The following is a 25596-nucleotide window of genomic DNA, read 5'->3' on the forward strand; positions in this document are numbered from 1 at the left end:
CGCCGTCCCTCTCGGCGTCCCTCAGGTGAGAGGTGGGCCCGGCTCGGGGTTCGGTACGGGTTCCGGGCCCGGCGGGATCGGAGACGGGGAGGGTTCCGGTGGCCCCGGGGCCGGGGGTGCCGGCGGTGGAGTCGGGTCGGGACCCGGCGGGGGCGGGGTGGGCTGGGGGCCGGGCTCCGGCGGCGGGACGGGACTCGGGTACGGATCCGGCGGGGTGGGACCCGGCGGCTGCGGCGCCGGGCCCGGCGGTACGGGGTCGGGATGCGGACTGGTCATGAGTGTCCTCCGGGCAGTCGCTGGACGTCGCCTCTGGACTACTCCCCCGCCTACCCGACCCCCGCGCGGCCACTCACCCGACAGGGCGAGCCCCGTTCGCTCAGAACCGCCCGGGGTGTGCCCTGAGCCAGTCCTTCGCCGCCGCCAGCAGCTCGGGGTCGGCCGGCGGGGCGGCCTCCGGGTGACGTTCGGCCCACTTGACGACGTACGGGCACAGCGGCGCCACGGGGACGGCCTCACGTTCGGCCAGGGCGTACAGCTCGCGGGCGAGGGATCCGGCGATCCCCCGGCCCTCGTGCGCGGGATCGACGATCGTGTGGACCGGGACCAGGGCACGCGCGGGCGACTCCAGGACGAAGTACTCGACACGGCCGACGACTTCACCCTCGGCGACGGCCTCCAGGCGGCCCGTCGCCCGGTCGTCGCGGATCTCGATCTCGCTCATGGGCTCGGCACACTCCTGGTCCGGTCCGGTGCAGCCCCTCGGTCAGGCCCGGACGGCCTGCGGGCTGCGCTGCTGGTCCGAGCCGGGCACCGGCTCGGACGGATCGGCCCCGAGGGAGACGATCCGGTTACTGCCGTCGACATGGACGACCCGCGGCTTCAGCTCCCGCGCCTCGGCGTCGGTCACCTGAGCGTAGCTGATGATGATCACCAGGTCACCGGGGTGCACGAGATGGGCGGCGGCCCCGTTGATCCCGATCACCCCGGAACCGCGCTCACCCTCGATGACGTACGTCTCCAGCCGGGCGCCGTTGGTGATGTCGACGATGTGCACGAGCTCACCCGGCAGCAGGTCGGCGGCGTCGAGGAGGTCGGCGTCGATGGTCACCGATCCCACGTAGTGCAGGTCGGCCTGGGTGACGGTGGCCCGGTGGATCTTGGACTTGAACATGGTACGAAGCACTTTGGACTCCTGGAAGACGGCTCCCTGCCTGCTTTCTGCAGGTCAGGGGCAGTTCTCACTGTACATCGACATGCCTTTGACTCGAAGACCTTGAGGAAAATCGCGCGTTACTGTGACCAGCCTTCTCACCTGCGCGTTTCCGCGCCAGCGCACTGTCGTGAAGCCGCCGACCAGGCGCACGCGCGAGGAACCGTACGGCCCTGATGCCGAGTAGAAACTGACTTACCTGGCAGGTCATCAGGAATGTCTGGGATCCGTGGCATCCGAGCGGCTCTGAGGCAATTCGATCCCTCCACCGGGAGATCGACCAGAGCGTGCGGGACAAGAACAGAGGAGTGGTGTGCCCCAACTCCTGGAAGCCATACGACAACAAGGTGGCGGTCGGGACCAGTTTTCTGCTCCGGACCGCCTCAGTGCTTCATGCCCACATCACGTGTGCATCATGACCTGCGCCGCTCACGCTTGGCGTCTGTGGCTCGGCATAGTCGGCAAGCCGCATGGGAGCTTCCTCCGTGAGAGCTCCCAGAAGCTGCTGGAACATCTGATGAAGACTGTCCCAAACCTTCACCGGCGCGTCCGTGTCACCGGTCTGCAGGCCGTGTAGCACGTTCCCGAACCCGTTTCCGGCACGGTGATCAACGATGAGCTTCCCGCCCGTGAGATCAGAGGCGATCGGAACCCACCGTACGTGGAACGAGAACCCATACACACCGTCGTAAATGTCACGTAGGTCAGGGTCTTCCGACTCGTTCGCATCGATCCACTCAGCGATGCCTTCCTCCATCCACCGCTGACCGTCACGCATTCCAGCCGAGGTGAGCAGGATGAAACCCCCAGGAAGGATGACCCCTGAGCCCGCATGGCTGGTGGCGGACGACCCGTCATGACGCCGCAACCACGTCACGAGATCGGGATGCAGGTCGAACCGTCGGTCAGTAATGGCGTCGATATCATCCTGCGTGGCCGGAGGATTCAACGCAGCATAATCCGCCGGCACGTTAGCCCCCAGCCATGCATCGAGGTGGCCCAGTACGTCATCGAGTGAATCAGGCATGCGATGACCCTAACAACTGCCAATCCATCACACTCCATTTCCGGCAGGCGCCCGAGCAAGCGACCGCGCTGCTCAGCAAGGGCATCCCGGAACCGAATTGTGTATAGGTGAGGGCAACACGTCAGCCTGGAGCAACCGCACGCCTTGAAGAACGGACCTATCCCACGGGCGAGCTGTCGAGCCACGCATCAAGCCTTTTGAGCAGGGCGATGGGCGGGGCAGGAGGCCCCTGCCGCGGGTGCAGGTCAGCAAGCCGGACACCGTCCGGGCTGATACTGACCTTCTGCTGACCCGGACGCGGCGATCACGGCTCTGACCTGCAGAAACATCCAAACGCTAGATCTTGGACTTGAACAGAGTACGCAGCGCTTTGGACTCCTGGAAGACGGCTCCCCGCCAGCTTTCTGCAGGTCAGGGGCGTCGTTCACGGTACATCGGCATACCTTCGCCCCGAAGACTTTTCCGGACATCGTGCGCCGCGCCGAACAGGCTTCTCATCTGCGCGATCTGCGCGAAGCGAGCTGCCGCGAAGTCGTCGCCCCTTGGTCTGGGCACACGCCCTCCCGCTGAGCACCGCCCGGGCCGCGTTCTGGGTGTCGAGCGGGTCCGAATCACAGTTCTCAAGGGTGGGCCTACCGATTCTCCCCACGCTCAGATATTTCAGCGGCTGTGAGCGCATGTATGGGTCGTCGGTTTCGCCCCGCTCCTACTGTGTGATCGCGCGCGGGGTGCTCACCGCTCGCGCGACCCGCGAAGCCACCCCGGCATCCGCGGCGGTCGCTGCGGTTGCCGCCGCCCTCTGTCTTGGGGCCGGGGCAGCGGGCAGATGAGACGGATGCCGGCCTGAGCGCCAGTATGTCGTCGGCCGCGGGGGGTGCGCTCGTCGGATCCACAGGCAATGGATCACTCTGTCCCGCTCTCCGGGTACCGTCAGGGTATGAGTCATCCGCACCCCGAACTGAAAGCCGCCCCGCCCCTTCCCGAAGGAGGGCTGCGGGTCATCGCCCTGGGCGGCCTGGGTGAGATCGGCCGCAACATGACCGTCTTCGAGCACGCGGGCAAGCTGCTCATCGTCGACTGCGGCGTGCTGTTCCCCGAGGAGACCCAGCCCGGCGTGGACGTGATCCTGCCGGACTTCACCTCGATCCGGGACCGGCTGGACGACATCGTGGCCGTCGTCCTCACCCACGGCCACGAGGACCACATCGGCGGCGTGCCGTACCTGCTGCGCGAGCGGTCCGACATTCCCGTCGTCGGCTCCAAGCTGACGCTGGCGTTCCTGGAGGCCAAGCTCAAGGAACACGGCATCCGGCCGCGCACGGTGCGGGTGCGGGAGGGCGACCGGCGTGGCTTCGGGCCCTTCGACTGCGAGTTCGTAGCGGTCAACCACTCCATCCCCGACAGCCTCGCGGTCGCGATCCGCACCCGGGCCGGGATGGTGCTGCACACCGGCGACTTCAAGATGGACCAGTTCCCCCTCGACGACCGCATCACCGATCTGCGTGCCTTCGCCCGCCTCGGCGAGGAGGGCGTGGACCTGTTCCTCACCGACTCCACCAACGCCGAAGTACCCGGTTTCACCACCTCCGAGCGAGAGCTGAACCCGGCGATCGAGCAGGTGATGCGCACCGCGCCGCGCCGGGTCATCGTCTCCAGCTTCGCCAGCCATGTGCACCGCATCCAGCAGGTCCTGGACGCCGCCCACCAGCACGGCCGCAAGGTCGCCTTCGTCGGCCGGTCGATGGTCCGCAACATGGGCATCGCCCGTGACCTGGGCTATCTGAAGGTCCCCTCCGGTCTGGTCGTGAGCACGAAGGAGCTGGAGAAGCTCCCGGACCACAAGATCACTCTGGTGTGCACCGGCTCCCAGGGCGAACCGATGGCCGCACTGTCACGGATGGCCAACCGCGACCACATGATCCGCATCGGCAAGGACGACACCGTCCTGCTCGCCAGCTCCCTCATCCCCGGCAACGAGAACGCCATCTACCGGGTGATCAACGGACTCACCCGGTGGGGCGCCCACGTGGTCCACAAGGGCAACGCCAAGGTGCACGTCTCCGGGCACGCCAGCGCCGGCGAACTCGTCTACTGCTACAACATCGTCAAGCCTCGCAACGTCATGCCCGTGCACGGCGAATGGCGCCACCTGCGGGCCAACGCCGACCTCGCCATCCGTACCGGGGTCGACCCCGACCGGGTCGTCATCGCCGAGGACGGCGTCGTCGTCGACCTGGTCGACGGACGCGCGTCCATCACCGGCAAGGTCCCCGCCGGCAACGTCTACGTCGACGGCATGGAAGTCGGCGGCGCCACCGAAGCGTCCCTCAAGGACCGCCTCACCCTCGCCGCCGAAGGCGTGGTCACGGTGGTGGCGATCGTCGACGCGGACACCGGTGCCCTCGCCGAGGCCCCCGACTTCCTGGCCCGCGGCTTCGTCCACGACGACACCACCTTCGAGCCGGTCATCCCCGTCATCGAGAAGACCCTGGCCACCGCAGCCGAGGAAGGCGTCGGGGACGCCCGTCAACTCGAACAACTGCTCGCCCGCGCCGTGGCGAACTGGGCGTTCCGCACCCACCGCCGCAAGCCCCTCATCATCCCCGTCATCGTCGATGCCTGAGCCACAGCCCGGCAGCACGGTCCCGGTTCCGGCACCGACGGGCTGATCGAGCGCCGTCGCGAGGACCTCGCCATGGGGATGGAACGGCTGACCGAGCTCGCCCGCTCCACCAGCGGCCTGGACATCGCCGGGCTCTGCGACCGGTTCCTGCTCCATCAGCCCGAGCGGCATTCCCAGACGACCGGGCCCTGCTCGCAGTCCGCTCCCGCCCCCACCGGCCTGACCGGCTCTCCGCTCAGCACAGCAGGCCGCACAGGCACCGAGAACGGCGGCGGGCCCTTGCCCTCGACAGGCCGGACGCCTGGCAGGACAAGGGCGCTGCGCCTACGGCGGCACAGGGGTACCAGCCGCTGCGGCGGATGAATCGGGATGCCGTTCGCCAGTGCCGTCGAGGATCCGGCTGCGAGCTGGGCCTGGGAGCGTACGTCCGTTGCGTCCGCCCAGTGCGTTGACGCCTTCTGCGACCGCGGCGCCCTGTCCGCCGGGAGCCAGGGCGGAACCGGCCCACATGCAGTGAAGGCCCGGTGGACACCGGGCCTTCACATTTGAGTAGCGGGGACAGGATTTGAACCTGCGACCTCTGGGTTATGAGCCCAGCGAGCTACCGAGCTGCTCCACCCCGCGTCGGTACGGTGAACTGTACGGCACCGAGCGGGATCGGCCCAATCGACTTTCGAACCGGTCCGGATTCTGGATTCCCGCAGGCCCCACTGGGCACGGAATTCGGGACCTTCCACCTCGGGGGTAGCCCGCTGATCTCCCGCAAGAAGTTCAGCCCCGGCTCATGCCGTCCCTTCGAGGGTGACCGATATGGTGCCCTGTCCGTCATGCCCCGGGCAGAGCGTGCAGCATCCTCTGCGGGAACTGGACGTCGGTGCCCGTCAGCTCCATGACGCGCCGAACCGGCGGCTGTATGCCGCGTGCTTCCACCGTGCCGCCGCCCGCGAGGACCTTCTGGCGCACGCTTTGCACCAGGTTCAGACCGCCGGCGTCCATGAAGGTCACTCGCACAGCAGTACCCCTGCACCAGGGTGCCGCAGGGAGCGGGCGGTGGCAGCCGGCACCGCCGTGAAGGTGAACGCGGCGAGCCTGCGGTAGCCGCCTAGGGTTTGTGGCGGGTGCCGGCCGGGCCGGAGGCGAGGGCGATGCGGGCGGTGACGCGTTTGCCGACCGACTCGCGCCGGGCTTCCACGCCCTGAGCGACGGCCATCACGATCTCCAGACCGTGCTGCCCGATGCGGTCGGCGTCCGAGGCACGCGCCACCGGCAGTACCGGGTCGGAGTCCCAGACGACGACCTCCACCACGTCGCACATGATCCGCAGTTCCATCAGTACGGGTCCGGGCGCGTACTTGCAGGCGTTGGTGACCAGTTCGCTGACCACCAACTGGGTCAGGTCCACGGCACGCTGAGAGACCGTCACACCGTGCGCGCTCTGAGCTCGGGTGAGGAATCCTGCGGCCAGTTGGCGGGCCTGGGCGATGCAGGTCCCATCCCCCTCCAGCGCTACAACGGTCTGCAGAATTTGGGCGGCAGGCGCAGTGTCGTCCTCCCCTTCCGGGTCTGACCCCATCACAGCCCGCCATTCATTCCCCGTTCACGATGCCCGGCGCGTACCCCCGCAGCCGGGGTTCACGCCTTGCCCGCCTTGTTGGCTGTGCCACGCAGTGCCGCCCGTACCGTGCCGGGCGGCACTGCGTGCGAGGGTGTGGCTATGCGAGGATCACCAGCATGGCCGAGGCGGCTATGACCACTCCATGACCCGCTGAGCAGCCAGACCCGCTGTCGGTCGTGTCCACGACCGTCGACGGCATCCGCGTTGATCACCGCCCCCTCGGCGAAGCCGGCGGCTGGCTGCGCCGGGCGCACGCCGCTGCCCGAGCGACCGGAGTACCACCCGGACCACCTCCCGTTCGGGGCGGGTTCAACGCTGCCCGGGGTCCTCCGGTTACCTTGGGTGCGCGGCCGGCCGGGGCGGCGAGAGGGGGACCAGGCGGTGCGAGGGGTGAGTCAGGCTCGTAGGCTGCCGCCCCTGACGACCCAGACCCAGCCTTTGACGCCCCGTGAAGCCTTCGAGCTGCTGCTTGCCGGGAACCAGCGCTTCACCGCGGGCGCCCCTGAGCACCCGAACCAGGACGCCGCCCTTCGCGCTGAGACCGCGCTCGTCCAGCACCCCTTCGCCGTGCTGTTCGGGTGCTCGGATTCGCGGCTGGCCGCCGAGATCATCTTCGACCGGGGCCTGGGCGACCTGTTCGTGGTCCGCACCGCCGGGCACGTCATGGGTGCCGAGACGCTGGGCAGTATCGAGTACGGGGTGGATCTGCTGGACTGCCCGCTGGTGGTGGTCCTGGGCCACGACTCGTGTGGCACGGTCGCCGCCGCATGCGCCACGCTGGAGCACGGCAAGGCGCCCGCCGGGTACATCCGGGACGTCGTCGAACGCGTCGCCTCCAGCGTGCTCGCGGCCAGGGCCGCGGGCCGCTTCGACGCGGACGAGGTCCTCGCCGAGCACATAAGGACCACCGTCGACCTGCTGCTGGACCGCTCCCGTGAGCTGGCCGAGCGGGTCGCCGAGGGCCGGGTCGTCGTGGTCGGCCTGCGCTACCGGCTCACCGACGGCAGCGCCCAGCTCGTCGCCGCCCGGGGCCTGACCGCCGAGGTGTCCACCGCGGTCTGACCGGCCCCGGCTCACTCCATGGCGGTTCCTCAGCGGGTGGGACCGGGCCATTGCGCCAGGCCGTCGAGAGCCGGCGACTGGCAGGTGGCCTCCTGCGGCGAGTCGTAGAACTCGTAGGCGTCGGCCAGGCCGCCGTGCGCGAAGACGGTGCGCATCCGAGCCGAGGGGCACGTGATCCGCAGCGAGCCCTCGCGTTCCCGGATGCGTTTGGTGAGCGTCACGACAGTGCCCAGGAACATCGAGTCCAGGAAGGGCACGAAGCACAGGTCGAGGACGAAGTGGCGGTGCCCCTCATCCAGCAGCCGGATGACTGCCTGGCGGATCAAGGCGTGGGTGTGGATGTCCACCTCGCCGTCGACCTCGACAACGGTCCAGCCGTTGACGACGTCGCAAGCGACGGTGATCTCCTCGGTGCGGACGATGCTCCAGCGCATGGCCCGTCCCTTCTCGCGGCTCTGCACGAAACGCCAGGCCCCCTGCGACGCGTTGCACGCCTGGTCAGCGAGAGTCAGCGAGGGTTTGCGTGCAGATGCCGCCTGACTCCATCCAAGGCGTTTCCCGGTTGATCGCAAGCCGGGCAAGGCGCCGGCGCCACGGTGAAGGACGAGGGCCCTGAGACGGACCCCGTCACGGCACACGACGCAGCTGGTGTGCTGGTCCGATGCGGGCTCAAGCGGAAGCGGGTACGGGCCCTCCGTACGCCCCCTGCACGGCCCGCCTCACGTCCGCTTCCGCCTGCCGCGTGACCGACACAGCCGGTGGTCGTTGGTTACGGCATCGCGCCGTGAACATCCGCCCCCGGCGGATGCGCGAGCCTCGTGCGGGCCCGGACCCGTCGGCGCCCCGCCTGGTCCGGACCCGCACCCCGCTCCCCTTGTGCATGAGCATCCCGGCTCGGGTTCCCCGCGCGGGAGCGGGAGGTTCGGAACCAAGCCCCCGCGTGCGTCCTCCGGGCTGTGGTCCGGGGGCGCGTTTTTGCTGTGTCTGGTGCGGCGAAGTGGGTGCCGAAGACGATGTTCGGGCAGGCGACAAGGGTGACCGCGACCCGTTGCTTCCCTGGATGAACACAGGGCTTCCCCCACCCGCCCCGCTGCGACACCCGCCACCACGGACCGCGGCTGCGCGCCGAGGTGGAGCGGTTGCGCCGTCGGCCACGTGACCGTACGCGGCCGTGGGGAGCGAGCTGTGGTGCTTGATCAGCGCACTGGACCCTACCCGTCTTCGCGCCGCGGACCGTGCCAGTCCAGGATGAGGACAGTGGCGTCGTCCCTGAGGTTTCCCCGACAGGCATCCAGTACCGCGGTGGTCAGGCTGCGCACGGCTTCCCTCGGATGTGAGGTGCGGGTGTGCCACACGAGGGATGCCAGATCGACGGCTCCGGCGCCGCGTTCCTGCATGCCGTCAGTGAGCAGGATCAGACGGTCGCCGGGGAGAAGATGGAGTTCCTGGACATGGTAGGAGGTAGGGGCTGCCACGCCGAAGGGGAGGTTGACTGCGAGCTGGACCTCTTCGACCTCGGTGGCGCCTTTGCGTAGGCGCAGGGGCCGGGGATGCCCTGCGTTGACCAGCTCGCAGGTCCCCGTTGTGAGGTCGATGCACAGCAATTGGCCAGTGGCCAGGCCGCGGCTGTGGGTCAGCAGGGCGTCGTGGGCGTGTTGCGCCTGCTGGAGTGCGTCACAGCCGCTGCGGCGGGCGCCGCGCATGGCGCCGACCAGGAGTGTGGCGAGCAGCGCGGAGTTGGTGTCGTGGCCCATGGCGTCGGTGATGGACAGGTGCAGTGTGTCGCGATCGAGTGTGTAGTCATAGGTGTCGCCGCCGATGTCGTCGGCCGGCACCAGCCCTGCCGCGAGGGTGAACTGGGGAGCCTCGCAGCAGGAGGCCGAGGGAAGCAGTTGGTGCTGGATCTCGGCGGCCAGGCTGGTCCGGGTGGTGCGCCGGCCCGCGTGGTACAGGTCGGTGAAGCGGCGGTCCGTGACGATGATGTAGGCCAGCGCGTGCGCCGCGTCTTCGATCTGCGCGAGCACGGTGTCGTCGGCGTTCTGCAGCGTAGCCTCCAGCAGACCGATGCAGTCGCCGCGGTTGGTGACCGGCGAGATCACGCGCCGCCCGCCCTGGCCGTCCGGTTCCACGCGCTGGCACTGGGTGCGCAGGACTGCGTCGTAGACGCTGCCCTCCAGGTCGATCCGCTCGGCAGCGCCCCCCATGTCATCCTCGGCCTGTGTGGTCAGGCGCAGCAGCCGCCGACCCACGAGGTCGACGAACAGGAACGACACACGTTCCGCCCCGAAGCGCTTGCGCAGGTCGTTCGCAAGTACCTCGACGGACTCCCCGGGCGGCGCCGCCTCAGCGGCGGCCAGAAGCTGCCCCAGTTCCAGATCCCCGCCGTCCATGGCAACCTCCTATCGGTTGCCGGTCCTTCTTCCCCGGGTTCGCCCCTCGTCACCCACTACATGCATCGCGCCGACTCGCGGTTCTCTCTTCCGGCGGAGTTCGGTTGACGCGTCGAGCCCGTCTGAGCTGCCGAACGGCGGTGCGGTCCCTCAGCGGCCTCGTCCGCCGGCAGTGCAGCGGTCCCCTCAGGTTCCGGCGTTCTGATCAGGCTGATGTCTTCGGCTGAGGCTTGCCGCCCTCGGCGCGCAGTTGCTCATTGATGCGCTGTGCCTCTTCAAGCTGGTCTTCGAGGATGACGATGCGGCAGGCGGCCTCTATGGCGGTGCCCTGGTCGACGAGTTCGCGGGCTCGGGCGGCGATGCGCAGCTGGTACCGGGAGTAGCGGCGATGGCCGCCGTCGGAGCGCAGCGGGGTGATCAGGCGGTGTTCACCGAGGGCACGGAGGAAGGCAGGGGTGGTGCCGAGCATCTCGGCGGCCCGGCCCATGGTGTATGCGGGGTAGTCGTCATCGTCGAGAGGGCCGAGGGGACGGGAACCGGCAGGCGGCATAGACCTCTTCTTTCGGGGACGCGTCGGGGGGCCCGGGTGCCAGTACGGCACCCGGGCCCCGAGCTTTCAACACCATCTACCGGCGCTCCGCGCCGGCCTACTTTTTCCGCAGGTACCGCCTGGGAGGGCGGGGTTGCGGGGATCGCGAATGCGTGACCGGGGACCACCTTCCAATCCGGGGCCTTGCGTCGTACCCGGGCGGACTGCTTCGTCGCCCGGGCGATCCTGATGGCGTTCGCTCCTTACCTTTCGATTGCGCGGATACCGCGGGTCCTGCTCACAGCCCCGCTGGGGCCGTGTCCTTCTGGTCTACCTGCACAGCAGTTCGTGCCTGCTGTGCCTACTTCGGACTTCTGGGTACGGAGACAACGCTAACCCCCCAGCGGCGGAATGTCTACTGTCTCCATGGCAGTTTTTCTCCATGGAGGGTGCGTACGCTTCTAGCGCAGGTCCACCAGAAAAAGTGGGCACTCGAATGGCGGTCCCCCTTCCTGCGCAGCAGTCCTGGGTGAGACCGGCCCGGTGCTCGGCCACGCTGAACGGCCTCCCATGCTCTGAACGTGGCTCAGGCCGCTCTCCGACGGGCCCGGTCCCGTACTTGCGAGCATCGGTGACCAGCTCGCTGATCACCAGCCGGGTCAGGCGCACGATCCGCTCAGAGACCCCAACCCGGGGGCCGGCCGCACCCTGAAGGAAAGCGGCGCGGCTCGGTGGCGGGCTTCGGCGATGCTCACTCCGTCATCGGCCAAGGCGATCGTCATCCCCATCGCGGCGCCCGGGGCACTGCAACGCTCGCCTTCGGTGCCCTCCGCCCGGTCCGCCACCTTTCCGTTCCGGTGCACCGTCGCGCCGGGGCAGGTACCAGGCCTCGGGGCCGTGGCGCCAGACAACACCTGATGCCCGCCACGGTCGTGGCGGGCATCAGGCGGGGTGCGGACGGCCGGCTGTCAGCCGGTGGTGAGCAGGCCCTCGCGCAGGCGAGCGAGGCAGCGGGACAGGAGCCGGGAGACGTGCATCTGGGAGACGCCCAGGCGCTCGCCGATCTGGGCCTGGGTGAGTTCTTCCACGAAGCGCATGTGGATGATCTGCCGGTCGCGCTCATCCAGGTCAGCGATCAGCGGGGCCAGGGAGTGGAAGTCCTCCACCAACTCCAGGTCGGTGTCTTCGACGCCGATGAAGTCCTGGAGGACGCTCTCGCCGTCCTCGCTGCCGCCGATGGCGGCGTCCAGGGAGGAGGAGTTGTAGCCGTTCGCGGCCAGACGGGCCTCCATCACCTCGTCCTCGGGCAGGCTCATCAGCTCCGACAGTTCCTTGACCGTCGGCGTGCGGCCCAACCGGCTTCGCAGTTCTTCCGTGGCCCGGGCGAGCTGGACGCGGGCCTCCTGCAGCCGCCGGGGCACGTGCACGGCCCAGGTGGTGTCGCGGAAGAACCGCTTGATCTCCCCGACGACGTAGGGGATCGCGAAGGAGGTGAACTCCACCTCGCGGGACAGCTCGAACCGGTCGATCGCCTTGATCAGGCCGATCATGCCGACCTGGACGATGTCCTCCATCTCCTCCGGCCCCCGGCTGCGGAACCGGCCGGCCGCGTAGCGCACCAAGGACATATTCATCTCGATCAGCGTGTTGCGCGCGTAGCTGTACTCGGGCGTGCCCTCTTCCAGCACCGCCAGCTGCTCGAAGAACAACCGGGAGAGTTCGCGGGCATCCTTGGGCGCCACCCGGGTGGGGTCGGCGACTTCGGGCAGCTCGGTGGTCTGCGTGTCCAGCGTGCTCATGAGCGCCATGTAGGTCCCCTCCCGGATGCGAACTCGTGCCGCGGCCTGCTGTGAAACGGCCGACGACGCTTCGGCTACCCCTTCATTCTCCACCCATGCCTGCCACCAAGCGATCGAGGGGCAGGGCTGTGAGCTGGCACGTCTCCCCGCTGAGAGGCCACCCGCCCGGTTCGGCCAGGAATCCGCCTGTGTTCCGGATATGGCCTGGCGGCCCTCGTGCTGCGGTGGAGCAGGGGTTGCGGCCGGAACCGGGGTGGCGCCGTGTCGGCACAGGCCAGTAAGCGGGTCACGGGCGCAGTGGCGTCGGGGTCCTCGGATTGGGCCCCGGCAGGGGGCGTCAGGGGGCGTACCGGTAGTCGCTCGTCGGCGGCCGACGACCGACTCAGGAATGTCAGAGAGATGCCGTCACACGAACGCCAGGGCCCGCCTCGCGCTGATGGCTTCCTCCGGCTGTCGGCCGTCGAGCCTGGCGGTCGCTCACCTGCTGGTCCAGGCGCTGACGCCGAGCGGATCGTCCGTCAAGGCCAAGCGGGCGGTGATGCGCTTGCCCACCGGCTCCCGCGTGGCTTCAAAGGCCTGGCAGACTGCCATGACGATCTCCAGACCATGCTGCCCCACCCGGCCCACATCGGCGGCCCGAGCCACCGGCAGCACTGGGTCGGAGTCCCACACCTGGACCTCCACCAGATCACCGGCGATCCGCAGATCCAGCAGGATCGGGCCGACGGCATACTTCTGCGCGTTGGTGACCAGTTCGCTCACCACCAACTGCGTCACCTCCACAGCTCGCTGGGAGACCGCGATACCGTGCTCGGCGCGCATCCGCGTCAGGAAACCGGCAGCCGTGCGGCGGGCCTCGGCGATGCAGGGGCCCTGCCCCTCCAGAGCCACCGCGACGCTCAGGAGAGCGCCATCTGAGTGGGGCTTCATCCTGTCCTCGCCTGCCAAGGCCCGTTTCATCCGCACCGCCTCCACTACCTCATATCTCCAGGCGCAGGTACCCGTGATCAGGCCGGACAACCCAGGGCGATTGGACTGTTGGTTAGGCCACACAGCGGCGTCGCCTCATACGATGCCGGGCATCGCTCAGGACACAATGCACCCGTAACCGAGATCGAGGATGCTGAGTAGACCGTGGTGGAAGCCGAGAACGGGCACCGGCCCGAACCGCTGGAAGTCGTGTCCACCGCCACCGACGGCGTCACCGTCGTGACCGTGGCCGGCGAGATCGACCACACCAGCACCGGCCCTCTCATCCAGGCTCTGGACCTCGGCGCTCTCGGCGCCAGGCCCCACGCCGTCGTCGACATGCGGCACGTGACCTTTATGGACTCCAGCGGTATCAACGTCCTGCTCGCCGCCCGCCTCGACCTCGCCTCGGCAGGCGGCTGGCTGCGGTTGGCCGGCGCACAGGACTCCGTGATGCGCACACTGGAGATCGTCGGCGTCAACACCGTCATCCCCTGCTACCCCAGCCTCCGCGAGGCCCTCGCCGCCTGACCGAACCGGCCGCACGCTGCCCCAGCGGGATGCGCCACGGAATCACGGAGTGCGGCAAGCTCGAGTGCCTCCTGACACCGTCGCCGAGGCCGTCATCACCTGGGCCCACCGCCACCAACCCCTGCCGGCACCGGTCATGCAAGCACTGGATGCCCTACGCCTGCATCCACGCCCGAGCCACCCGGAAAGCTGATCCCTCTGGGACAGCGGCGGCTGGCTGGTGGTGTCCGTGCTCCTCATGCGACACACGCGGCGGCGCGGTCGTCGCTGCCGTACGCCGCGGGACCAGCAATACACCGGCGCCGCGCGTACCCCCCGACTGCCGATCAACCCGCCTTGTCCAGGCAGGGCCCTGACTCGGCAGGAAGGGTCGGGGAATTCCGCCCACAGCATGTGAAGTGGCGCCGGGAGCGGCAGCGCGTCGCGGGCGCTGAGGTCGCCCTCCTCCATCCGGAGGCGTGGCAGTTGCCCCAGCAATGCCACGCAGATGACGGCAGCGTCGGGGGCGCGGGGTGCTCCTGGTCGACGCCCTCTCCGACGGCTGGCAGGTCCGCCGTTGCCCCCGCGGCAAAGACGTCACCGCCCGCTTCCAACCGCCCACAGCACAGGCGACGTAAGCGGAGGCAGGAATAGCCAGGGGCCGCGCAAGTTTCTTCAGCGCGTACCCATCCTGTCTCCACCGCACCACATTCTCCATTACCCCTTCAGACTCTTCTGGCGCTCTTTCATTGTGGGCAATCGTCAGCTAAGCCCGTAGGGCCTGGCCGGTATCGGCCAGGCCCTACGAGGGGTGAGTACCGGTCAGGTCACCATCGGTACCAGCGGCCGCGGCCACCCCCGGCGCTCGTGGAGCGCATGACGAAGCCGAGCAGCCACAGCACCAGGACGGCGAGGGCCACCCACCAAAGGATCTTGACGGCGAAACCGGCACCGAAAAGGACGAGTGCGAGAAGCAGAACGAGCAGCAAGGGAACCATGGTTATCGACCTCCTGAGCCGTCGTGTGCCCCGCGACTGCTCCTTCATTCCGCAGCTCTGCCTCGTTTGTGCAAGGAGAGCCGGGGCACGGGTGAGCTGCAGCGAAAACAGCACCGAAGCAATGAGGAGGCGCATTCCATGACTGCCGGCGAAAAGGCCAAGGCGAAGACCGAGCAGGCCGAGGGCAAGGCCAAGGAGGCCGTGGGAAGCGCCATCGGGAATGACCGCATGGCCGCCGAAGGACAGGCAGAAAAGAGCACGGGCGATGCCCGTGGGGCCAAGGAGAAGGCCAAGGACGCCTTCGGGCACTGACGACATCTCTTTTCTCCGAAGGGCCTTCCCGTACACGTCTCGTAAGGCCCTTCCGGGTACTTCGGCGCGTTTGCAACCGCTGTCACTCGGCCCACCTGGGCTGCGCTGCCGCGTGGTGGGCGAGAGCCCCAGCGGTCCGGGCGCGCTGACCCACGGCGACACCTGTGAAGGGCCATGCACGGCCCGCCAGGACCCCATGCCCGCCTAGATGGTCGATTCCAAGGGGTGTCGGTGACTGTCTGCTGATGTTCCCGCGGTTCGAGTTGGTCAGGCTGGTCCGTAGATGGCACTGTCAGCCTTGCTGATCAGTGCCCAGTACCGGTCGCCGTAAGACCAGTGCCACCACTCGGTGGGGTAGTTGACGAAGCCAGCGTCGCCCATGGCTCGGGCCAGGATGTCGCGATTGCGACGTGCTTGGTCTGATAGCCCCGAGGCGTCCAGCGGACAGTACTTCTCGTCTCCGGTGCGGTGGCCGTTCACAGCACCGCCCATGTCCAGCTCGACGCCATCGGCATCAACGAGCGTCAGATCGAGGGCTGCGCCGGCACAGTGTGGCGCCACCTCGACCGGGGAGACGAATGCGCTGGCCTGGCGCCGCAGGTCGACGGGGTCGGTGATGCCGGAGCGGCGTAGGCGGTCCTCGTAGAGGGCAAACCGCCGCGCCTGATCGGTGCTGCTGCGATGCCCTTCTATGACGAGGAACTTGACGCCGTCGGGCAGCATCTCCGATGCCGAGCACAAACGCTCAAGCACGCCTATCCGGACCCGCCCGTATGCCCCTGCCTCGTCTCGCTCGCGGGGGTCCAGCACAATCACCGGGACCGAGGCGATCTCTGCAAGAGGTTCGCCGCACTCCTGCACCGGGATATCGATCACCTTGGGATCACTCAGCAAGATCATGGATCCTGAGCCTAAACGTCGCGGGCCCGCGACGTATCCCGCCCCACGTGCTGAACCCACCAGCCTCCGACCGTCGGGCCGACAGTTCCGGCCGTCGGGCCTACAGGCCAGGACCTGCCGTCGATCACGGAAAGCGACCGTGAACCGACAACCGTCTGCGGCTCCCCACGCAGAGGCCATGAAGTCCAGCAGCGGTGGGTGAAGACGGAGTTGGAGTCCCTCGCGACCGCACTCTATGTGAAGACCGACGACCTGTTGAGGGCATCACCGCATCTGGCGCCCTGGCGTCCGATGGTCGGGATCGCTCCGCAACTGACCGATGCCGAGCTGGTCACGCTCGCGATGATGCAGGCCGTGCTGGGCTTCACCTCCGAGGCCAAGTGGCTTCGCTACGCCCGCTCCCACCTGCGGCGTCTCTTCCCGTACCTGCCGAAGCAGCCCGGATACAACAAGCGGCTGCGCAAGGCTGCCGACCTGCTGCGGCGGGTGACCCGGCTGCTGGCCACCGACACCTCTGTATGGAGCGACGACGTGTGGATCGTGGACTCCACGCCGGTGGAGTGCGGACGCTCCCGCGAGACCGTCAACCGCTCCGACCTGGCCGGATGGGCCGAGTACGGGTACTGCGCCAGCCACAGTCGCTTCTTCTGGGGCCTGCGCCTGCACCTGGTGTGCACCCTGCAGGGCCTGCCGATCGCCTTCGCCCTGACCGGGGCCAAGGCCGACGAACGCGAGACCCTGCTGGACCTGCTCGCCGCCGAACCGCACCTCGTCGCCGCCCGGCCCGGACAGACGCTGATCGGCGATAAGAACTACTTCGGCCGCGACTTCGAGCACCAGATGGCCGAGCAGAACATCCGGCTGCTGCGGCCAGCCCGCAGGGGTGAGTCGGAACGGCCCGGCGCCCCGCTCTTCAAACCGTTGCGGCAGGTCATCGAGTCGGTCAACGAGACCTACAAGGGCCAGCTCAACCTCGAACAGCACCGAGGCCGCACACCGGCCGGCGTGATCGCCCGCGTCATGCAGCGCATCCTCGCGCTGACCGCCGCGATCTGGCGCAACGACCACACCGGCCAGCCCGTCCTCCGCTCACTGACCGCCTACGACCACTAACCCCTTGGAATAGATCATCTAGGATTCCGAAGACCATAGGCGCACGAGGTGAGCGCCGGCGTACAGGCGGCCCAGGGGCATCCCCACGTCGTGGACGGGGTCAAGAGGCTCAGCGAGAAGTACCACTTCAGGTCATCGACTGCCTAGGGCCAGGTCGAAGCCCATTTCCCGAGCGTCGTCAGTTCTCCCTCGGCTCTCCGTGGCTGCGCACGACTTCCTTCACCTTGGCCACCGCGAACCCCCAGCCCTGCTCTACCGTCGGCTTGGCCGGGACGGCGACCTCGTCGGGGTTGGTGAGGACGTCGAGCAGGACCGGGCCCGGACTGCCGAAGGCGCGTCGCACGGCGCTCTCCACCTCTGCCGGGTCCGTCACGCGGATGCCGGTGATGCCCATGGCCTCGGCAACGGCGGCGAAGTCGGGATTGTCGAGCACGGTGCCGAACTCGGGCAGGCCGGCCTGCTCCTGTTCGAGTTTCACCATGCCCAGCCGCCGGTTGTCGAAGACGACCAGCTTGACGGGCAGGCAGTACGTCTTGAGGGTCATGAGGTCGCCCAGGAGCATGCTCAGGCCGCCGTCGCCGCAGAAGGCGACGACCTGCCGCTCGCGGTCCAGGCTCTGGGCGCCCAGGGCCTGGGGCATGGCGTTGGCCATCGAGCCGAGGTTGTAGGAGCCGATGAGACGCCGTTCGCCGCGCATCTCGACGAAGCGCGAGAGCCACACCGTGGCCATGCCCGTGTCGGAGGTGAAGACGGCGTCCTCGGCCGCGACACGGTCGACGGCCGCGGCCAGCGCCTCCGGGCGTATGTCATGGGAGCGGTTGTCCAACGCGGAGCGGATGCGGCCCACGAGGCCCTTGTCGTGCGCGGGGTCGGCGAGCCGGGCCTGTCCGGCGCGCCACTGGTCGAAGTGCTCGCGCGCCTTCTCCAGGTGCGAGCGGTCGCGTGCGCCCTCGGTACCCGCGGGGGCGGCGCTGAGGTGGTCCAGCAGGTCGCGGACAGTGGCGCCGGCGTCCCCCACGAGTCCGACGTCGACCGGCACCCGGCGTCCGATGTGGGTGGCCTCGGTGTCGACCTGGATCACGGTCCGTCCCTCGGGATACCAGTCCCGGTAGGGGAAGTCCGTGCCGAGCAGCAGAAGAGTGTCCGCGTCCTGGAGGGCCGCCGCGGCGGCGGGGTTGCCGATCAGGCCCGTCTGGCCGACCTGGAAGGGGTTGGTGTCCCCCTCGAAGCCCGCCTTGGCCTTGAGTGTGAGCACCATCGGTGCGGCCAGGCGGTCGGCGAGGGTGAGCACGTCGTCGCGGGCGGCGCGGGCGCCCTCGCCGACGAGCAGCGTGGCCCGTTCGGACCGGTCGAGGAGTTCCGCGGCGCGGCGGAGGGCGGCCCCGTCCGGCCGGCTCACCGGAGGGTTCAGGGAGAACCGGGCGGGAAGGTCGGCGGTCAGCTCCCGGTCGCCCAGGTCGCCCGGCACGGTGAGGACGGCGACGCCCTTGCGGCCCAGTGCGTGGCGCACCGCCGTCTCCAGCATCTGCGGCAGCTGGTCGGGCGAGGTGATGGTCGCGCGGAAGACGGCCACGTCGCTGAAGAGGGCGTCGTTGTCGACCTCCTGGAAGTAGTCGCTGCCGATTTCGGCGAGGGGTACCTGGCCGGCGATGGCCAGGACGGGGGCGTGGCTCTTGGCCGCGTCGTACAGTCCGTTCAGGAGGTGGACGGAACCGGGCCCGACGGTGCCCATGCACACGCCGAGGGTTCCGGTGAGCTGCGACTGGGCGCTCGCGGCGAACGCGGCCGCCTCCTCGTGCCGGCAGCCCACCCACTCAAGGTTCTCGGTGGTGCGGATGGCGTCGGTCAGGGGATTGAGGGCGTCTCCCACGACGCCGAACACCTGGCGCACGCCGAGCTCGCTCAGCGCGTCCACGATGACGCGGGCAACAGTACGGGCCACGTGAGTCCTCCGGTTCAGACGGTGAAGTGGTCGGGGTCGGCGGCGTTCCAGTCGGCCGCCCAAGAGGCCGGTGGTTCGGCGAGCAACTGCCCGGGCTGGAGCCACTCGTACAGCTCCTCGTAGGAGCGCTCGGTGAAGGGGTCGACGCGCCGGCGGAGCATGTGCGGACGCAGCTGCGCGGGGTCGGTGACGCCCATGGACGCCATGATCTGCAACGCGCTGGCCACGGTCGCCTCCTGGAAGCGCTGGACGCGCGCGGTCTTGTCCGGGACGTGGAGGGCGCGGGCGCGGCGGGGGTCCTGGGTGGTGACGCCGGTGGGGCAGGTGTTCGTGTGGCACCGCTGCGCCTGGATACAGCCGACAGCGAACATCATCGCCCGCGCGGCGTTGCCGTAGTCGGCACCCTGCACCATGCGCTTGACCAGGTCGGTCCCGGTGGCGATCTTGCCGCTCGCGCCGATCCTGATCCGGTCGCGCAGGCCGGTTCCCACGAGGGCGTTGTGCACGGTGAGAAGACCCTCGGTGAGCGGGGTACCCACGTGGTCCGCGAACTCCAGCGGCGCCGCACCGGTCCCGCCCTCGGCGCCGTCCACGACGATGAAGTCGGGCGCCGTGCCCTCCTCCAGCATGGCCTTGCACACGGCCAGGAACTGCCGCCGCGAGCCCACGCACAGCTTGAACCCGGCAGGCTTGCCACCGGACAACTCACGCATGCGGGCGATGAAGCGGACGAGTTCCCGCGGGGTGGAGAAGACCCGGTGGTACGGCGGCGAGACGACCGTCCGCCCCTCGGGCACGTCGCGGACCCGGGCGATCTCGGCGTTCACCTTGGCACCCGGCAGGACACCTCCGATGCCGGGCTTGGCGCCCTGCGACAGCTTCAGGGACACGCACTTGACGTGATCGTGTGCGGCCTTGTCGGAGAACTCGGCGGGGTCGAAGTCGCCGTCGGGCGTGCGGCAGCCGAAGTACCCGGTGCCGATCTCCCAGACGAGGTCACCACCCGGGCGGAGGTGATACTCGGACAGTCCGCCCTCACCGGTGTCCTGGGCGAACCCCCCTGCCGCCGCGCCCCCGTTGAGGGCGAGGACGGCGTTGGCGGAGAGCGATCCGAAGCTCATCGCGGAGACGTTCAGCAATGCCATGTCGTAGGGCCGGCCGCAGTCCGGACCGCCGATCCGCACGCGCGGCCGTTCCTTCGGCACCGGTCGCGGGGCCATCGAGGGGACCAGGAACTCGTAGCCGGGCTGGTACACGTCGCGTTCGGTGCCGTAGGGCTCCTCCGCGTCCGTGCCCTTGGCGCGCTCGTAGACGATGCTGCGCACGTCCCGGTCGAAGGGACGTCCGTCGTAGTTCCGCTCGATGAAGTACTGCTGCAACTCCGGACGTATCCGCTCCATGAGGAAGCGGGCATGGCCGAGCACCGGATAGTTGCGCAGCACCGAATGCCGGCGTTGCAGCAGATCCCACGCGCCCAGCAGAGCCGGCAGCATCACCGGTACGGCGACGAGCAACCACCAGGGGGAGAACAAGGCCGCCGCCAGGGACGCCAGTACACCTGCGACGAGAGTCAGTACGACGATTGCGATGCGTGTCACCCCTTGCTCATTGCCGGGCGATCGCTCTCCAGTCCTGGGAGACGTGCTCAGCTCGATCAGCGTCGGCGCGGGAGGCGTCCACCGGTGAGAGCGGCTCATGTTGCCGCCGGCTGCGAATCCTGCTTCGGCGTTCGACTCCGGGCAGCTGTCCGCGCCGAGCGGTGACCATCTCCGCCCCATGTCTTCCCCGGTCAACCATCCTTCGAGCCGACCGGGGCTTCCGCGGATGGGCGGGTCTGTGGGTGAATGCCGCGCCTGCGACCGCTCAGCTAGTTCTCCGGCTGCTGGGCGGGTGCGTCGCCAACGTGCTCCGCTGCAGCGCCGAGGCGGCTACCAAAACGGCAGCCGCCTCGTCCTGCCATGTTCGCCCGGTCAGACGTCGGGCCCTCCGCCGTCCTGCGAGATCGGGCAGGGGCCGAAGGTCCGACCGCGCGATGTCTTCCGTCACGGCGTATGACGCCACGTCCTCGGAGCGGCATCCCTGGGGTCGGGGAGCCCCGGAGGATCACCATCCGGCAGCAACAGCTCAGGCGGTCGTCGTGCGTAGCGCTTCCTCGGCCTGGCGGGCGCGCCACTCCTCGATCGTTTCCTGCTGCTGTCGAGCTCGTTCGAGCAGTGTGTCGAGCTGGGCAGGGTCCAAGCCCTGGTCCGTCGCACTGAGCCGACGCAGGGTCTGCCATCCGGCCGTCTTGCCCTCGACCCCCAGCCGCAGCCCTTCCAGATCCCACACGATGCCCAGCGGGGAGCGCCGTACCAGGCGGCCGTTGCGCTTCAGCCGTCCCAGCTTCTCGCCCGTCCAGCCTGCGCACACCTTGTAGCGGCGAACGGGAACGCCGAGATCCCGCATGATGCCGATCAGCGCTGTCCGGTCCTGGGCGATCTCCGCGGCAACAGGCTCAAGCGCGCGTCCGAGCGCGGAACCCCGGGCGGTGCGCACCAGACGGGCAGCGCGTTCCGTCCCGGCCATCGCACCCGCGAGGTGGTCGTTGAGATAGATGCCGAGGAGCTTCATGTCGACACCTCGTCCGGTGGAGCCGCGCTGGATCGCACCGGGATTCGCAGGGGCGTTCATCTGCAGACTCCCTTGGTTGCGGTGGTTGCGAAGTGCGAGCGGCGGATTTATGGGTGCAGGGGAGAGCAGTCCCCGCTGCCGTAGCCGGTGCGCTCGGCCGCGCCTCACGGGCCCGAACGCGATCCGCTGCCGCTGGGGCACTGCGGCCTTCAGGCCGTTCACCCGCAGACGCGTCACGGTCCGCTCCGGACAGCTGAGCGCGGACTGCACCAGCAGCACCCCTGCCGCCCGCAGCAGGTGGGGCGCCTCCTCGCAGATCCGGTCCAGGTCCATGCGTCCGTCGCGGCCAACATTCCCACGCCCGGACGGCACCACGCGGAGGACGGGGACCACCCGGTGCCGGCACGTACGGCGGATTGGCCAGGATCAGGTCGTAGGACTCACCGCGCACCGGATCGAAGAGATGGCCGCGCCCTGCTCGGACCCGCAGCCCGCCCCGCGCGGCGTTGAGCCGGGCGGTCCACACTGCGTGCCGAGACACATCCACGCCGGTCACCCGGCTGCCCCGACACGCCGCCGCAAGGGCCGGAGCGCCCGTACCAGTGCCCACGTCGAGAACGGCCGCGCCCGGCGGGAGCGGCTCCTCGGACAGAGCTCCAGCCGGCAGGGCCGTGTCCTCCTGGGGGGCGTAGACCCCCGGGGGCACCACGTGATCCACGGACCCCGCGTACCCCAGCTGTCACGATCTATGAAAACGGAAAGCGCCAGGCGCGGTGATGGACTGCCGACTGGCACTCGGCTCCATGAGCCCGTGGGGTCGGCGTGGCAGAAGCGAGCACCGGGCTCGATCACTCGCCGCGCGATGGTCCGAGTCCCGCGTGTCCTGTCAGCCTGGCGAGCCGTGTGTTGCCGCCGGGGAGGGGGTGCCGGAGGTGAGGGAGTCGCCGGGAGAGATCGCCGGCGCAGGCCCCCCGCCAGGGCAGAGGCGACGGCACACACGGAGCGCGCGGCGTCCAGCGGTTCCTGCGTGCCGGTCATCGTGCAGGCGAAGCCGGCGCCCTGCGAACCGGCACACCGCGTCATTCCGAAGGAATGTGAAACTCGAATTCGGGACGGTCCCACGGCACGGCGGGCGGGTTCGCGAGCGCGGTCCCGATCCGCACTGCGCCGGCGCGGTGGTAGAACTCCTCGGCGGGAAGATGCGACACGACCTTGACGCGGTCGAGCCCGGCGGCACGGGCCTCGGACTGCATGTGCGCGACGAGCAGTCGTCCAATGCCCCGTCCTTGCGCTTCGTCAGCGACGAACAGCAAGTCGAGCTCCGGTGGAGCGAGGACGAGCGAGTAGAACCCGAGGACCCGGCCTTGGGGCTCGTCGGTGCCGACGGCCACGAAGGTGCGGTGGGCCTCGATGTAATCGGGACCGACGCGGTAGCCCGCGACTGCGGCTGCGTACTTACCCTCGTAGGCGCGTGAGCCACGCACGAGCCGCGTGAGCCGTTTGGCATCCCGCGCGACGGCCCTCCGTATCGTGATCGGCCGGCTCATCGGGGAAGTGCGTGCATTCATCGGAGGAGTATGTCGCACCGGAGAGTGCCGTCGTGCGGCGGGTCGGCTGGTCGGGCAGGCGATCCTGCACCGCTCCCGGGGACGACTCGCCCAGGTCCCGATCGACCGCGGCACTGGAGCGGGCCGGGTTCGTGGCAGGCCCGGAGGAATGATCGAGAAGCCCGGCTTCGCCGTGTGCGCGCCGGCGGGCATACCACTTGGCCAGGCGAACGGCGGGACATCCCCGCCTCCGCCGCGACCTGCGCGTCCGGACACCCGGCATCCACGCGCTCGCACAACCGGCGACGCCCTTCCGGCGTCAGCGGGGCGTTGGGATGTCCCGCCATATCAGCCCGTCGAGGTATCGGCTCCGAGCGTCCGTCAGAGGCGTCATGAGGTGTGCTGTGACGCGGTGTGTACGGCGAGCGTGCACAGTCTCTTGGTTGCACGCGTGAGGGCGACATACAGGTCGCGCTCGCCGCCGGGGCGGGCTGCGGCGATCTCCTCCGGGGCGACGACGACGATCGCGTCGAACTCCAGGCCGCGGGCTTCGGAAGCCGGCACGAGACGGGCCCACCGCGCTACATCCGGACGCCAACTCCTCGACCCGGGCGTCCGCGCAGATAACGGCCAGCAGGTCGTCCGGGTGCGATGCCGCCTGCGCCCGAAGCTCCTCGGCCACGGTGGTGGCGACGGAGTGCGGGCAGGCGGTGAGGCGGCGGGGGTGATCGCCGTTGCGGATCGACCGGCTCGGCGTCTGACCGGGGGCGATCCGCGCCAGCAGGCCGTGGGTGGTCGCAAGGATCTCCTGCGTGGTGCGGTAGCTCACGGTCAACGTGTGCAGGAAGAACCGGTTGCCGAGATGCGGACCCAGCGCCTGGGACCAGTCGCTCGCCGCCGTCGCAGGGCCCGCCTGGGCGAAGTCACCCACCAGCGTCATCGACCTGGCCGGACACCGGCGCATCACCATCCGCCACTGCATCGCGGTCAGTTCCTGGGCCTCATCGACCACGACGTGCCCGAACGACCGCTCCGGCAGCCCGTCCACCAGGGCCGTCGCCTCATCCAGCAGTGGTACATCGGCATCCGTCCACGGGGCATCGGGCGAACGCACCAGCCGGGACCGTTCGTCGTCGGCGAGCGAGGGCAGGTGCCTCTCCAACGTGCGAGCGTCTGCCAGCAGGGCCCGTACGACCGCTTCGGGCGTCAGCCGCGGCCAGAGGGACTCCACCGCACGGTCGACGTGGGTGTCGCCCGAGAGCTCCGCACGGACGGCGTCCGCGTCGAACACCTCAGCCGGATCCGCGGCCGGCGCGTCGTCGAAGCCGAGAGCCCGCAGATCGGCCTCGGCCGCGGCATCGAGATCCATGCCCGTGCTCTCGGCGATCTCGGCGTCGATATGTTCGAGGGCCTCGACGGCGCCGCGCTCCAGGGCATCCGTGACCGCGGCGATCAGGTGCTCCTTGAACACCTCCCGCGCACGGTTGTGCGCCAGACCGCTCGCCACCGCGGCCTCCCGCGCCGCCGCGACATCCACGCTCTCCAGCCGGACCGACTGCTGCCCCACCCGGACCACGAAGCTGCCGGCAGGTGCCTGCAGGGAGTGCACCAGGTCCGCGAGCGCCTCGGCCAGCGCGGAACTCCCCTTGAGGCGCGCGACATCGAACGACTCCACAGCTGCGGGCTCCGCCCCGGCCAGCTCCGCGCACGTCGCCAGGAGCACATCGTTCTCCCCCAGCGAGGGGAGCACCTGGGAAACGTAGTCGAGGAACCGCGCGTTCGGCCCGAGCACCAGCACACCGCGCGCGGCCGCTCCAGGGAACGCGTACAGCACGTACGCCGCCCGATGCAGCGCAACCACGGTCTTGCCTGTACCGGGGCCGCCCTGCACCACGGTCACCCCCCGATGCGGGGACCGGACGATCGCGTCCTGCTCCACCTGGAGTGTCGCCACCGCCGCACGCATCCGCCCCGTGCGCTGCGCCTCCAGCGCTTCCGTCAGCGGACCGTCGCCGACGATGTCGCCGACTGCGGCCGACGACCCGTCCAGTAGCTCGTCGCTCACCGCACGTACCGCACGGCCCTCGACCCGTAGATGACGCCGGCGCCGCAGCCCCATGGGGTGGACGGTCGTCGCCTCGTAGAAAGGCCGCGCCGCGTCCGCTCGCCAGTCGACGAGCAGTGGCAGGTCCCGGTCACCCACGTGCAGGCCGAGCCGTCCGATGTGCAGGACGGTTCCGTCCGCGCCATCGACCCGGCCGAACGCCAACCCCTCCTCGGCCCCCTCCAGCCCATGAATCCGACGTGCCAGACGCTCTGCGGCGACATCGCGCGCGTACACCTCGCCCGCGCTGTCGGCCGACGACCTCAGCACATCCTCCAGCTGGGCCCGTGCTTCCGCCAATCGCTCATCGAGCAGCCGGTACATAGCGGCCACATG

Annotated in this window: 21 protein-coding genes, 1 tRNA gene and 3 pseudogenes; 6 read left to right on the forward strand and 19 right to left on the reverse strand. The window is 69.3% G+C overall.

All coding sequences use genetic code 11. From position 1 onward, the window contains the following. Nucleotides 1-376: 376 nt before the first annotated feature. The 3 genes from ABZ919_RS00550 to ABZ919_RS00560 all read right to left on the reverse strand — a co-directional run bounded on the left by ABZ919_RS00550 (nucleotide 377) and on the right by ABZ919_RS00560 (nucleotide 2237). The gene (locus ABZ919_RS00550) at nucleotides 377-721 is read right to left on the reverse strand and encodes a GNAT family N-acetyltransferase (RefSeq protein ID WP_361240608.1); all 345 of its coding nucleotides are present in this window, start codon (nucleotides 719-721) and stop codon (nucleotides 377-379) included. 42 nt (nucleotides 722-763) lie between these two features. Next, nucleotides 764-1183: an aspartate 1-decarboxylase gene (panD, locus tag ABZ919_RS00555; protein ID WP_361240611.1), complete on the reverse strand. Its 420-nt coding sequence runs from the start codon at nucleotides 1181-1183 to the stop codon at nucleotides 764-766. A 418-nt stretch (nucleotides 1184-1601) separates the two neighbouring features. Then, nucleotides 1602-2237 (reverse strand): SMI1/KNR4 family protein, encoded by a 636-nt coding sequence (locus ABZ919_RS00560; protein WP_361240614.1) that lies wholly within the window; start codon nucleotides 2235-2237, stop codon nucleotides 1602-1604. Nucleotides 2238-3174: 937 nt separating this feature from the next. Between ABZ919_RS00560 and ABZ919_RS00565 the strand changes: the two genes are divergently transcribed. Next, nucleotides 3175-4860 (forward strand): ribonuclease J, encoded by a 1686-nt coding sequence (locus ABZ919_RS00565; RefSeq protein WP_361240617.1) that lies wholly within the window; start codon nucleotides 3175-3177, stop codon nucleotides 4858-4860. A gap of 550 nt (nucleotides 4861-5410) precedes the next feature. Here the strand turns inward: ABZ919_RS00565 and ABZ919_RS00570 are convergent. From ABZ919_RS00570 to ABZ919_RS00580, 3 genes are all read right to left on the reverse strand, one after another. Continuing rightward, nucleotides 5411-5484, reverse strand: a tRNA-Met gene (locus ABZ919_RS00570). A gap of 201 nt (nucleotides 5485-5685) precedes the next feature. Then, nucleotides 5686-5865 (reverse strand): hypothetical protein, encoded by a 180-nt coding sequence (locus ABZ919_RS00575; RefSeq protein ID WP_361240620.1) that lies wholly within the window; start codon nucleotides 5863-5865, stop codon nucleotides 5686-5688. 97 nt (nucleotides 5866-5962) lie between these two features. Beyond that, nucleotides 5963-6433, reverse strand: coding sequence for an ATP-binding protein (locus tag ABZ919_RS00580; RefSeq protein ID WP_361240623.1), 471 nt, complete (start codon nucleotides 6431-6433; stop codon nucleotides 5963-5965). A gap of 480 nt (nucleotides 6434-6913) precedes the next feature. On the opposite strand from ABZ919_RS00580, the gene ABZ919_RS00585 reads away from it, so the two are divergent. Beyond that, nucleotides 6914-7537: a carbonic anhydrase gene (locus tag ABZ919_RS00585; RefSeq protein WP_361240626.1), complete on the forward strand. Its 624-nt coding sequence runs from the start codon at nucleotides 6914-6916 to the stop codon at nucleotides 7535-7537. A 29-nt stretch (nucleotides 7538-7566) separates the two neighbouring features. On the opposite strand, the gene ABZ919_RS00590 is transcribed toward ABZ919_RS00585, so the two are convergent. The 5 genes from ABZ919_RS00590 to ABZ919_RS00610 form a co-directional block, all read right to left on the reverse strand. Further along, complete coding sequence (locus ABZ919_RS00590) at nucleotides 7567-7971, reverse strand: STAS domain-containing protein (RefSeq protein ID WP_361240629.1); 405 nt, start codon at nucleotides 7969-7971, stop codon at nucleotides 7567-7569. A gap of 777 nt (nucleotides 7972-8748) precedes the next feature. After that, on the reverse strand, nucleotides 8749-9927 hold the full coding sequence (locus ABZ919_RS00595; protein WP_361240632.1) for a PP2C family protein-serine/threonine phosphatase: 1179 nt from the start codon (nucleotides 9925-9927) through the stop codon (nucleotides 8749-8751). A gap of 205 nt (nucleotides 9928-10132) precedes the next feature. Then, nucleotides 10133-10477: a MerR family transcriptional regulator gene (locus ABZ919_RS00600; RefSeq protein ID WP_361240635.1), complete on the reverse strand. Its 345-nt coding sequence runs from the start codon at nucleotides 10475-10477 to the stop codon at nucleotides 10133-10135. Nucleotides 10478-11424: 947 nt separating this feature from the next. Next, nucleotides 11425-12255, reverse strand: a complete 831-nt coding sequence (locus ABZ919_RS00605; RefSeq protein ID WP_361240637.1) for an RNA polymerase sigma factor SigF — start codon at nucleotides 12253-12255, stop codon at nucleotides 11425-11427. 477 nt (nucleotides 12256-12732) lie between these two features. Next, on the reverse strand, nucleotides 12733-13185 hold the full coding sequence (locus ABZ919_RS00610; RefSeq protein WP_361241753.1) for an ATP-binding protein: 453 nt from the start codon (nucleotides 13183-13185) through the stop codon (nucleotides 12733-12735). Nucleotides 13186-13389: 204 nt separating this feature from the next. Between ABZ919_RS00610 and ABZ919_RS00615 the strand changes: the two genes are divergently transcribed. Both ABZ919_RS00615 and ABZ919_RS00620 read left to right on the forward strand, forming a co-directional pair. Continuing rightward, nucleotides 13390-13755: an STAS domain-containing protein gene (locus ABZ919_RS00615; protein WP_361240640.1), complete on the forward strand. Its 366-nt coding sequence runs from the start codon at nucleotides 13390-13392 to the stop codon at nucleotides 13753-13755. Nucleotides 13756-14258: 503 nt separating this feature from the next. Then, nucleotides 14259-14372, forward strand: a pseudogene (locus tag ABZ919_RS00620) (ATP-binding protein); the annotation flags it as partial. Nucleotides 14373-14561: 189 nt separating this feature from the next. On the opposite strand, the gene ABZ919_RS00625 reads toward ABZ919_RS00620, so the two are convergent. Further along, nucleotides 14562-14732, reverse strand: coding sequence for a hydrophobic protein (locus tag ABZ919_RS00625; RefSeq protein ID WP_184966629.1), 171 nt, complete (start codon nucleotides 14730-14732; stop codon nucleotides 14562-14564). Nucleotides 14733-14870: 138 nt separating this feature from the next. Here ABZ919_RS00625 and ABZ919_RS00630 point away from each other — a divergent pair, with 138 nt between their 5' ends. Then, nucleotides 14871-15044: a CsbD family protein gene (locus ABZ919_RS00630; RefSeq protein WP_361240644.1), complete on the forward strand. Its 174-nt coding sequence runs from the start codon at nucleotides 14871-14873 to the stop codon at nucleotides 15042-15044. A gap of 267 nt (nucleotides 15045-15311) precedes the next feature. Here the strand turns inward: ABZ919_RS00630 and ABZ919_RS00635 are convergent, their stop codons facing one another. Next, complete coding sequence (locus tag ABZ919_RS00635; RefSeq protein WP_361240647.1) at nucleotides 15312-15944, reverse strand: M15 family metallopeptidase; 633 nt, start codon at nucleotides 15942-15944, stop codon at nucleotides 15312-15314. Nucleotides 15945-16142: 198 nt separating this feature from the next. Between ABZ919_RS00635 and ABZ919_RS00640 the strand changes: the two genes are divergently transcribed. After that, nucleotides 16143-17057 carry an IS982 family transposase gene (locus tag ABZ919_RS00640; protein ID WP_361240650.1) on the forward strand — a complete coding sequence of 305 codons (915 nt, stop codon included), beginning with the start codon at nucleotides 16143-16145 and terminating at the stop codon, nucleotides 17055-17057. A 178-nt stretch (nucleotides 17058-17235) separates the two neighbouring features. Here the strand turns inward: ABZ919_RS00640 and ABZ919_RS00645 are convergent, their stop codons facing one another. The 6 genes and pseudogenes from ABZ919_RS00645 to ABZ919_RS00670 all read right to left on the reverse strand — a co-directional run bounded on the left by ABZ919_RS00645 (nucleotide 17236) and on the right by ABZ919_RS00670 (nucleotide 25584). Beyond that, entirely contained in the window at nucleotides 17236-18999 is a 1764-nt protein-coding gene (locus ABZ919_RS00645; protein ID WP_361240653.1) for a thiamine pyrophosphate-dependent enzyme, read from the reverse strand. A gap of 14 nt (nucleotides 19000-19013) precedes the next feature. Continuing rightward, nucleotides 19014-20597 (reverse strand): FMN-binding glutamate synthase family protein, encoded by a 1584-nt coding sequence (locus ABZ919_RS00650; RefSeq protein WP_361240656.1) that lies wholly within the window; start codon nucleotides 20595-20597, stop codon nucleotides 19014-19016. 526 nt (nucleotides 20598-21123) lie between these two features. Next, complete coding sequence (locus tag ABZ919_RS00655) at nucleotides 21124-21669, reverse strand: hypothetical protein (protein WP_361241756.1); 546 nt, start codon at nucleotides 21667-21669, stop codon at nucleotides 21124-21126. 54 nt (nucleotides 21670-21723) lie between these two features. Then, a pseudogene (locus ABZ919_RS00660) lies at nucleotides 21724-22327 on the reverse strand (HemK2/MTQ2 family protein methyltransferase); the annotation flags it as partial. 361 nt (nucleotides 22328-22688) lie between these two features. Next, on the reverse strand, nucleotides 22689-23177 hold the full coding sequence (locus ABZ919_RS00665) for a GNAT family N-acetyltransferase (RefSeq protein WP_361240659.1): 489 nt from the start codon (nucleotides 23175-23177) through the stop codon (nucleotides 22689-22691). 369 nt (nucleotides 23178-23546) lie between these two features. Next, nucleotides 23547-25584 (reverse strand): annotated as a pseudogene (locus ABZ919_RS00670) (ATP-dependent DNA helicase). Nucleotides 25585-25596: the final 12 nt, after the last annotated feature.

Source organism: Streptomyces sp. NPDC046759, assembly GCF_040645475.1.
In the GTDB taxonomy this organism is placed as follows: domain Bacteria; phylum Actinomycetota; class Actinomycetes; order Streptomycetales; family Streptomycetaceae; genus Streptomyces.